The 10,160-nt window shown below is 63.6% G+C and carries 7 protein-coding genes; 4 read left to right on the plus strand and 3 right to left on the minus strand.

Translation table 11 applies throughout. The features are described 5' to 3' along the window. Positions 1 to 264: 264 nt before the first annotated feature. Positions 265 to 1,482, minus strand: coding sequence for a bifunctional glutamate N-acetyltransferase/amino-acid acetyltransferase ArgJ (gene argJ / locus LQT98_RS21155; protein WP_231464984.1), 1,218 nt, complete (start codon positions 1,480 to 1,482; stop codon positions 265 to 267). A gap of 85 nt (positions 1,483 to 1,567) precedes the next feature. Beyond that, positions 1,568 to 3,370 (minus strand): DNA helicase RecQ, encoded by a 1,803-nt coding sequence (gene recQ / locus LQT98_RS21160; RefSeq protein WP_231464987.1) that lies wholly within the window; start codon positions 3,368 to 3,370, stop codon positions 1,568 to 1,570. Between the two features lie 401 nt (positions 3,371 to 3,771). Here recQ and LQT98_RS21165 point away from each other — a divergent pair, with 401 nt between their 5' ends. The 4 genes from LQT98_RS21165 to LQT98_RS21180 all read left to right on the plus strand — a co-directional run bounded on the left by LQT98_RS21165 (position 3,772) and on the right by LQT98_RS21180 (position 8,696). Continuing rightward, positions 3,772 to 4,230: a surface-adhesin E family protein gene (locus LQT98_RS21165; RefSeq protein WP_231464989.1), complete on the plus strand. Its 459-nt coding sequence runs from the start codon at positions 3,772 to 3,774 to the stop codon at positions 4,228 to 4,230. Between the two features lie 166 nt (positions 4,231 to 4,396). After that, entirely contained in the window at positions 4,397 to 5,188 is a 792-nt protein-coding gene (locus LQT98_RS21170; RefSeq protein WP_082151075.1) for a ParA family protein, read from the plus strand. A 51-nt stretch (positions 5,189 to 5,239) separates the two neighbouring features. Continuing rightward, complete coding sequence (locus LQT98_RS21175; protein WP_231464991.1) at positions 5,240 to 7,828, plus strand: ATP-binding protein; 2,589 nt, start codon at positions 5,240 to 5,242, stop codon at positions 7,826 to 7,828. Next, a complete protein-coding gene (locus tag LQT98_RS21180; RefSeq protein ID WP_048410399.1) occupies positions 7,803 to 8,696 on the plus strand; it encodes an ATP-binding response regulator in 894 nt (297 codons plus the stop codon). The genes LQT98_RS21175 and LQT98_RS21180 overlap by 26 nt, the downstream gene beginning before the upstream one ends. Before the next feature lie 7 nt (positions 8,697 to 8,703). Here LQT98_RS21180 and LQT98_RS21185 read toward each other — a convergent pair. Beyond that, a partial coding sequence (locus LQT98_RS21185; protein ID WP_231464993.1) for a DNA internalization-related competence protein ComEC/Rec2 occupies positions 8,704 to 10,160 on the minus strand: 1,457 nt, incomplete at its 5' end.

The raw sequence follows: 10,160 nt of genomic DNA on the forward strand, positions 1-10,160 counted from the left end.
AGGAGGCGAACTATACGTCACGACCCCACACCCGTCAACACCTATTTTGAAAAAAGACTGACATTTCGCAAACAGCGCCGGCAAGCTTTTGATTTGTAAAGGAACCGTCATACTAAGCCGGAACAACTTCTCTCCGGCGCTCCGGCAAACCCATGCAGAGGCAACGCTACTGGATGCGAAAAAGCCCCGATTCACGGGGCTTTTTCTGAAGCGAGTGCCTGCATTCTGGCGCACGACCATGCCAAACCGGCTCAAACGCCTTGCTCAGCTGCGGTAATCCGCATTGATCTTTACATAGTCATAGGAGAAGTCGCAGGTCCACACCGTGGCTTCCGCCGCGCCTCGACCCAAGTCGACTCTGACGGTGATTTCTGGCTGGGCCATCACCCGCTGACCATCTTCTTCTCTATATAGAGGGTTGCGCCCGCCGTTTGTCGCCACCAGCACCTCGTCCAGATACAGCTCCAGGCGATCGACATCCAGGTCCTGCACGCCGGCATAGCCGATCGCGCACAGCAGACGTCCCAGATTGGGATCGGAGGCGAAGAAAGCGGTTTTCACCAATGGGGAGCGTGCGATGGCATAGGCGACATCCTTGCATTCTTCAAACGAGCGGCCACCTTCGACCTTGACGGTGATGAATTTGGTGGCGCCTTCGCCATCACGGACGATGGCCTGCGCCAAACGGGTGGCGACCTTGATCAGTTCCGCCTTCAACAAGGCATAGCCGGCATGCTGCGTCGAGTCGATCAGCGGCCCGCCGCTCTGGCCGGTGGACATCAAAATAAAGCTGTCGTTGGTGGAGGTGTCGCCATCCACCGAAATGCAGTTAAAGGAGACATCGGCCACTTCCTTGACCAATTGGCGTAGCACCGGACGGGTCACGGCGGCGTCGGTGGCGATGAAGCCCAGCATGGTGGCCATATTAGGATGAATCATGCCGGCGCCCTTGGAGATGCCGGTGATGCTGACAGGGTAACCATCCAATGTCAGGCGAGCGCTGACCGCCTTGGGCGCGGTATCGGTGGTCATGATCGCGCGGGCGGCATCGGCCCAACCGGTGTCTTGCCGACGCGGCAGCGCGGCGGCGATCTTGTCCACTGGCAGCGGCTCCAGGATCACGCCGGTGGAGAACGGCAGGATTTGTTCTACCTGGCAGCCCAATTCATCCGCTAGCGTCCGGCAAACTTGCAGCGCGTCCTGGCGCCCTTGCTCGCCGGTGCCGGCATTGGCATTGCCGGTGTTGATCACCAGCGCGCGGATTTGCACGCCGGCATCGAGATGCTTCTTGCAGATTTGCACCGGGGCGGCGCAGAAGCGGTTTTGAGTGAATACGCCGGCGACGGTATTGCCTTTGTCCAGGCGGATGACCAGCACGTCGTTGCGCTCGGCTTTCTTGATGCCGGCGGCGGCGACGCTCAGCGTCAGGCCGGGAATGGGGAGAAGAGCATCATCACTCAGGACTTCCAGGTTTACTGCCATCTATCGCTCCAGATCAATCAATATTATTCGCATCGATTGTAGCGGATTTGATCCGCCGGACCGGAAACAAAAACGGCGCTTCCGTTCAGCCCTCGGCCGCCGCCGCGCTCAATAGTTCGAGCAGCGCCTCGCCGTAACGCGCGAGCTTGAGTTCGCCCAGGCCATAGACCTTGGCCAGGCCGGCACGGGAGGTCGGGTGCTTTTCCACCAGGTCGCGCAGGGTACGATCGGAGAACACCGCGTAGGCCGGCACATTGTGCTCGTCCGCCATCTGCCGGCGCCAGCCGCGCAGCGCCTGCCACAGCCGTTCTTCACGCTCGGTGCGCAGCCAGCGGTCGGCGCTGGCGGTGCTGCGCGCGGCCTTGTCATCGGCCAGCGGCCGCAGGTAGATTTTTTCCTGGCCTTTGAGCACGGCGCGGCACTCATCGCTGAGCACCAGCGACTGGCCGCGGGCAATGTCGACATGCAGCAGCTTGCGCGCCACCAATTGGCGGATGATGGAGCGCCAGGCGCGCTGATTGTAATCGCGGCCGATGCCGAAAGTGGACAGCTTGTCGTGGCCGTAGTGGCCGACGCTTTGATTGGCGCGGCCCAGCAGCACGTCGATCACGTGGCCGGCGGAGAAACGCTGTTCCACACGGTAGATGCAGGACAACAGCTTTTGCACCGGCACGGTGGCGTCGAAGGTAATGGGCGGATGCAGACAGTTGTCGCAATGGCCGCAGCGGCCGCTCTGTTCGCCGAAATGCGCCAGGATATGCTGACGTCGGCAGGAGGCTGCCTCGCAGAAGGCCAGCATGGCGTCGAGCTTGCCCAGTTCCACCTGCTTTTGCAGCTCGGCCATTTCGCCGCCTTCTATCATTTGCCGCAGTTGCACCACGTCGTTGAGGCCGTAGCACAGCCAGCTGGCGGCGGGCAGGCCGTCGCGGCCGGCGCGGCCGGATTCCTGATAGAAATTCTCCGGGCTCTTGGGCATGTCGATGTGGGCGACGAAACGCACGTCCGGCTTGTCTATGCCCATGCCGAAAGCGACGGTGGCCACCATGACCACGCCTTCATCGCGCAGGAATTCGCGCTGGTTCACATCGCGCTGTTGGTGGCTGAGACCGGCGTGGTAGGGCAAGGCGTGGATGCCGTTGTCGCACAGCCATTGCGCGGAGTCTTCGACGCGCTTGCGCGACAGACAGTAAACGATGCCGGCGCTGCCGGGATATTCGTTGCGGATGAAGTCGAGCAGCTGCTTCTTGGCGTTGTGCTTTTCCACCACTTGGTAGAACAGGTTCGGCCGGTCGAAGCTGGACAGGAAGACGCGCGCGTCTTGCAGCTTCAGGTAATGAAGAATGTCGGCGCGGGTCTGTTCGTCGGCGGTGGCGGTCAGCGCGATGCGCGGCACCAGCGGAAAACGCTCGGCCAGCAACCCCAGCTGCTGGTATTCCGGGCGGAAGTCATGACCCCAGTGGCTGACGCAATGGGCTTCGTCGATGGCGAACAGGCTGATGTTCAGCTGCGACATGAATTCGAGGAAACGCGGTGTCAGCAAGCGCTCCGGCGCCACGTAAAGCAGATCGAGCGTGCCAGCGCGCGCCTGGCGCGCGATATCGCGCGCCTCGTCCAATTGGGTAGCGGAATTAAGGCAGGCAGCGGCCACGCCCTGCTCCACCAGGGTGGCTACCTGGTCTTGCATCAGCGCGATCAGCGGCGACACCACGATGGCGACGCCGGGGCGCATCAGCGCCGGAATCTGAAAGCAAAGGCTTTTGCCGCCGCCGGTGGGCATCAGCACCAGTGCGTGGCCGCCCTGGGCGACGTGGTCGACAATCTCCCCTTGCTGCCCGCGGAATTCGGGGTAGCCGAAGATTTGATTGAGTAGGGAGAGCGCGTCCTGCATAAGCCATCATCTTGCGTGAAGGGGCTTATTGTACGGCAAGTGGCCGGCAGCGTCCCGCCTGGGGTGAAATGGGCAAAAAAAGGGCCGCTGGAGTGCAGCGGCCATAAAGTTGGATGGAGACAATGTGAAACGAAGAGGAAAAATGCTCTCGCACTACCATGGACCTGTGGGACACTGACGAAGTTCCTTTTTTTGCATTTATTTTTTGCGATATTTAGACAAAAAATATTTATACGGCATTATGGATTTTTTGCTTGCCATCGGTGTCGAAGGCCCCCATGCCAACCTCCCGACGCCCACGCCGGCTGGTTCGACGCATCAGGCTTGGAGCGCTCCGCCGGCTGTGCGACACTGACGGCGATTTCGTGGAGGCATCAATGCGTAAAATTTGGCCAGTACTGTTGGCAACGGCTCTAATCAGCGCCTGCGCCAGCGCGCCGAGCAAGGCGCCCAGCCCGGCGCCGGTCGGCAAGCCGACGACATCCGGGGCCAGCCCGGCAAACGCCGATTGGCAAAACCTGGGGGTCTCCCCCAACGGCAATATCCTGAACGAGCTGGACAAGCTGTCGGTTCGCAAGCAGGGACAGTTGGTCAGCTTTCGCGACCGCAAGACCATCTTCAATCTGAAGAAGGAAAACTTCTTGTCCACGCCGCGCCACAAGGTGTCGATCAATAGCTGGCAGATTGACTGTTCGCAACGCACCTTCCGCCTGCTGGACATGGTGCTGTTCGACGAGAACGGCCGCCAGATCGCCAGTTTCACCTATAATGACAACCAGATAAAACCTATGCCGGTAGTGCAAAATTCGGCCAGCTATCAACAGATGCTGCTGGTATGCAAGGGCGAACCCGGATTCTGAGAACGTGTTCACGATTTCGCGAGCCAAGGCGAGACAAGACGCCCGCGGATCGTGAATCCGTTCCAAATCCGGCCCGCCCCGCGCGCGGCTTGATCCTTGCCGCGCGCGAACGCAAGCCCTCTGCCTAGCGGCCGCGCCGCCCAACCGGCCCATGCCTGGAGCACCCATGCAAGCGATCCGACGAGTGGTCTTCAATCAAAAAGGTGGGGTGGGCAAATCCACCATTACCGTCAACCTGGCCGCCGTCGCCGCCAAGCAGGGCAAGCGGGTGCTGCTGGTCGATCTGGACCCTCAGGGCAACGCCAGCCATTACCTGCTGGGCGCCGCGGCCACCGGCGACGCGCCATCGCTGGCCGGGCTGTTCGAGCAGATGCTGAGCATTTCCATGTTCAGCAAGGAGCCGGCGGATTTCATCCGCGCCACGCCACTAGCCGGCCTCAGCCTGCTGGCCTCGCATCCGGAGCTCTCCGAGCTGATGGGCAAGCTGGAAGCCCGCTACAAGATGTTCAAGCTCAAGGAGGCGCTGGACAGCGTGAGCGAGCAGTTCGACGAGATCTGGATCGACACTCCGCCGGCGCTGAATTTCTTCACCCGTTCGGCACTGATCGCCGCCGACCGCTGCCTGATCCCATTCGACTGCGATGCCTTTTCCCGCCAGGCGCTCTATAACCTGAAAATAAACGCCGAAGAAATCCGCGCCGATCACAACCCCGATCTGTTCATCGAGGGCATCGTGGTCAATCAGTTCCAGGCCCGCGCCAGCCTGCCGACACGGCTGGTGGAGGAACTGAAGCAGGAAGGCCTGCCGGTGTTGTCGTCCCCGCTGTCTTCCTCCGTGAAAATCCGGGAGTCACATGATGCGGCGCTTCCCATGGTATACCTGGATCCACGCCATAAACTGTCGCGCGAATTCGAAGCCCTGTATCAGGAGCTGGCGCACAATGGCCGCCGGACCTAGCCAAGCCGCTCCGCAGCCGGGCGCGGCCTGCGCGCGCCGGGGTGCCCCTCCTTGAACCGTCTCAGTTCGCTGATGGCCAGCGGCCTGCTCAGCATCTGCCTGTTATCGGCCGAGTACTGGCTGTTGCTCAACGATGAGCGCGCCGAGCTCATCGACCGCCAGCATTACTGGGGCGAACTGAGCGCCGAACTGTTGCGGGTGCGGCTGCAAGCGTTGCTGGACCACTCCGCCCTGCTGGCGCAAAGCCTGGCCAACAGCCCGCAGCCGCGGGCGCTGGCCGAGTTGGCGCGCGGCACGATACGCGACGACACCCCGTTCGGCGGCCTGGGCATCGTCGAATACGTGCGCCCGGAACAGCGCGAAGCCTTTGAAAACCGCATCGCCAACAGCATACGCGTATTGCAGGACCGTCACCTGACACCCAGTCCGCGCCGCCCGCTGTATTATCCGGTATCCAGCTATCTGCCGGACGACAGCAATGCGCTGCCGCAGGGCCTGGACCTGGGCGGCATAGGCAATGCCCGCCGCAAGATGGACCTGGCGCGCCACAGCACCCAGCCGGTGCTGATGCCAACGGCCTTGCCCGGCAGCAACGGCAGCCGGCTGGACATCGTTGCGCGCCTGAACGACGACAATACCCTGTTGCTGCTGAACCTGCGCAAGGACAAGCTGATCCAGGACAGCCAGCGCGAACCCGGCACCTCCAGCCCGCTGCGCCATGTGCGCATCGTCGCCTGGGCCCAGGAGCAGCCGGACTCCCCGCTGCTGGACTCACAACCCACTCAGCCGCTGCCGTCCGCGCCACCGCTGTATACCATCCGCCACAATCTAGGTGGCAACGAACTGCTGTTCGGCACGTACCCGCAGGACAATCTGGAACCGCGACTAAGGCTGACCCACTGGGCGGTGCTAGCCACCACCGCCGGCTTTCTGCTGGCGCTGTTCTGGCTGCAACAACGCCAGGCGCTATCCCGGAAGCGGATGCAGGACCAGCTCAAGCGCAGCCAGCAGCAACTGGAACTGAACACGCGCACTTTGCGCGAACAAATCAACGACCGGGTGATGTCGGAGCAGGCGCTGGCGCAAAGCGAGGCGCGCCAGCGCGCGATCCTGCAGGCCAGTTCCGACGCCATCATCCTGATCGACCACCGCGGCCTGGTGCTGCAGCTCAATCCGGCGGCGGCGCGCTTGATCGGCCAGTCGGCGGACATGATGCGCCAGTTGCCGATAGGCAAGCTGCTGGACGAGTTGCACGACCGCGATCCGGCGCGCAGCTTCGAACACATCGCCCAAGAACATGAAGGCCGTCCGTTCGAGGCCAATCTGCGCCGTAGCGACGAGCATCTGCTGCCAGTGGAGCTATCGCTGAGCCGAGTGACCTTGCCGGACGACTGGTTCTACGTGGTGGTCTGCCGCGACATCTCCATCCGCAAGGAACAGGAGGCCGCGCTGATCGAACTGAAAAACAGCCTGGCCGAACAAGTGGAGGTGCAAAGCCGCCAGTTGTCCGCGTTGCTGGACGCCAGCCCGATGGCGATGGCCTATATCGTGGACCGCCATCTGCTCCAGGTGAACCGCGCCTTCCTCGACCTGTTCGAGCACAGGGAAACCGAGATCCTGGGCCACAGCACGCTGCCGTTCTTTGAATCCCCGGAGCAATGGGAACGCACCGGCAAGGCCTTGTACAGCCTGCTCAACGACGGCAAGGTGGTGCAGACCGAGCAGCGGCTGCGCACCGGCACCGGCAAATTGTTCTGGTGCCGGCTATACGGCAAGGCCATCAATCCCTCGGTGCCCAAGCTCGGCACCATCTGGCTGTACCAGGACTTCACCGCCCAGCGCGCGCTGGAGGAAACCCTGCGCCACGCCAAGGTGCTGGCGGAGGAAACCAGCCGCGCCAAGACCGAATTCCTGGCCAATATGTCCCACGAGCTGCGCACGCCGCTGCACGCCATTCTCGGTTTCACCGAAATGGGGCAAGCCCGCTCGCGCGGGCAGCACGACGACAAGATGGAACAGTATTTCAGCCGCATCCAGAGCAGCGGCAACCGGCTGCTGACCCTGCTCAACGACCTGCTCGACCTGGCCAAGATGGAAGTGGGACGCATGGAATACACCATAGGCCACAACAATCTGTGCCAATGCCTGCGCGATATCTGCGACGAGATGACGCCGCTGGCCGCGCTCAACGATGTCCACATCTACCTGAATTGCACCCCGGACAAGCTGGGCTCCGACATCGACCCCTTCCGCATCGGCCAAGTGATGCGCAATCTGCTGTCCAACGCCATCAAGTTCAGCCCTCACGGCGGGGAGATCCACGTCAATGCCGCGCTGCGCCAGGACGCGGAGCGGGAAAACGTGATCGTCACCGTGGAAGACGCCGGCCCCGGCGTGCCGGAAACGGAATTGGAAACCATTTTCGACAAATTCATCCAGAGCAGCAGCACCAAGACCGGCGCCGGCGGCACCGGTCTGGGCCTGGCCATTTGCCGCGAGATCATCACCGCCCACCACGGCCGCATCTTCGCCAGCAATCTGCCAAGCCGCGGCGCGCTGTTCACCTTCATCATTCCGCGCGTCAGCCCGGCCGACGCCACGGAGGGTAACAACCATGCCCCACAAACTACTGCTCGTTGACGACGAACCCTTCAACCTGGAGCTGATGGCCGAGCTGCTGCAAGACGCCGGCTATGAGGTCACATTGGCGGAGGACGGCGAAACCGCGCTGGACATCTTGCAGCGCGAAGGCGAAACCTTCTCCACCGTGCTGCTGGATAAAATGATGCCGGGCATCAGCGGCTTCGACGTGCTCAAGCGCATCAAGGGCGAGCCGCGGCTGGAGTTCCTGCCCGTCATCATGCAAACCGCGATGGGCGCGGCCTCCAGCGTGCAGGAGGGCCTGGCCGCCGGCGCCTTTTACTACCTGACCAAGCCATTCTCCCGCGATATGCTGCTGGCCATCGTTGAAGCCGCCATCGGCCACTGGGACCGCTACGCCCATTTCCGCGAATTGGCCAATCTGCATGTCGACGCCTTGCGCCATTTGAACCAGGCCAGCTTCTCCTTCCGCAGCCACAAGGAGGCCCAGACCGTCACCGCCCTGCTCGCCAAGACCTGCGCCCAGCCGGAGCGGGTGGCCACCGGGCTGTTCGAACTCTTGGTCAACGCCATCGAGCATGGCAATCTCGACATCAGCTTCGATGAAAAAAGCCATTTCATCGCAGAAGGGCAATGGGAGGCCGAACTGACACGCCGCATGCAGGACCCGGAACGCGGCCAGCGCCAGGTTCGCGTCGATTTCAGCCGCGAACCGGATCATATGCGCTTCACCATCAGCGACATGGGCGCGGGCTTCGACTGGGAACGTTATCAAAATGCTGAACCGGCCTCGCTGATGTCCAGCCACGGCCGCGGCATCCTGATCGCGCGCAAACTGTCTTTCGATGGTCTCTACTATCAAGGTTGCGGCAACATCGTTGAAGCCCGCGTCAACAGCCAGCGTTGAAGCCGCGTCAGGGCGGCTCCCCGCAAGCGCCGCGCGCGCGCCAATAACGCCGCTGGCTGTCGCGCAGACAGCTCCACTCCACCCCGTCGCCAAACTCCAGCGTCAGCGCGCCATCCTGATCGGTGCGCAGCGCCGCGATGCCGGCCTCGCGCAAGCGGTTCAATACCGAAGGATGCGGATGACGGTAGCGGTTCAGGTAGCCGGCGCTGATCAAGACCACCTCCGGCTGCGCCGCGGCCAGCCAGGCCACGCCGGTGGCGGTGCGGCTGCCATGGTGGCCGGCCGCCAGCACCGTGCTGCGCAAGCGCAGGCCCGGCTGCGCGGCCAGCGCGCGCTCCACTGTTTCCGGCGCATCGCCGCTCAACAGCAGCGCATGCCGCGGGCCGGCCACCCGCAAGATACAGCTGCGCGCATTCTCGTCATTCGCCGGCGCCGTATCCGGCGGGCCCAGCACATCGAAGCGCACGCCGTCCCATACCCAACTCTGGCCGGGCCGGCATCCTTCGCCTCTCAGCCCCAGCTCCGGCAAGGACTCCGGCTGGCCGGCCAGCACCCTTCCCGGCGGCAAGGCCGCCGCCAGTTCCGCCGCCGCGCCATCATGGTCGCTATGGCGATGCGACAGCATCAGCAGGTCCAGGCGTCGCACCCCCAGCCCACGTAGCTGCGGCAGCAACACCCGGTCCACGCCGCCCCAGCCGGTGTCGAACAACAGCGTGCGGCTCCGGGTCTGCACCAACACCGCCAGCCCCTGCCCCACATCCAGCATGGTGGCGCGGAATGCGCCCGCCACCGGCGGAGGCGGCTGGTAGACCAGCATCGGCAATAGCATCAGCGCCGCCAAGCCGCGGCCAGGCACCCCGCGCGGCGCGATCAGCCACAGCGAGCCCCACAAAGCCAGCAAGAACACCGGCAGCGGCGAACCCGCCACCGCCAAGCCCGGCGCCTGCGCCAGCCACTCCACTCCCAAGTAGAAACCGCGCACCAGCCACGCCGCCAGGTGCAGCGGCCACTCCAGCGGCAGCAGCACCGCGCCCAGCGCCAGCGGTGTCAGCAGCAGCGATACATAGGGAATCCCCAGCGCATTGGCCAGCGGCGACACCAGCGGTACGCCGCCAAACCACCACACCAGCGGCGCCAGCGTGCATACTCCGGCCGCCCACTGGCCGGCCAGCGCCGCGCGCCACTTGCCCGGCGCGCGGCGGCGGGCGATCGCGCTGGCCATCAGGGCAGCCACCAAGCCGAAGGACAGCCAGAGTCCCGGCGCCAGCACGCAGAAAGGATCCATCACCAAGACCACAGCTAGCGCCAGCCACCAGATGCGGAACGGCGACAGGCCGCGCCGCAGGCATAGCGCGCCCAGGCCGACGCCCAGCATGAACAAGGTGCGCTGGGTGGGCACCGAAAAACCGGCCAGCAGCGCATACGCGGCCGCCGCCGTGAACGCGCCCCCGGCCACCGCCAACC

The sequence above is a fragment of the Chromobacterium aquaticum genome (genome assembly GCF_021129195.1).
GTDB classification, from domain to species: domain Bacteria; phylum Pseudomonadota; class Gammaproteobacteria; order Burkholderiales; family Chromobacteriaceae; genus Chromobacterium; species Chromobacterium aquaticum.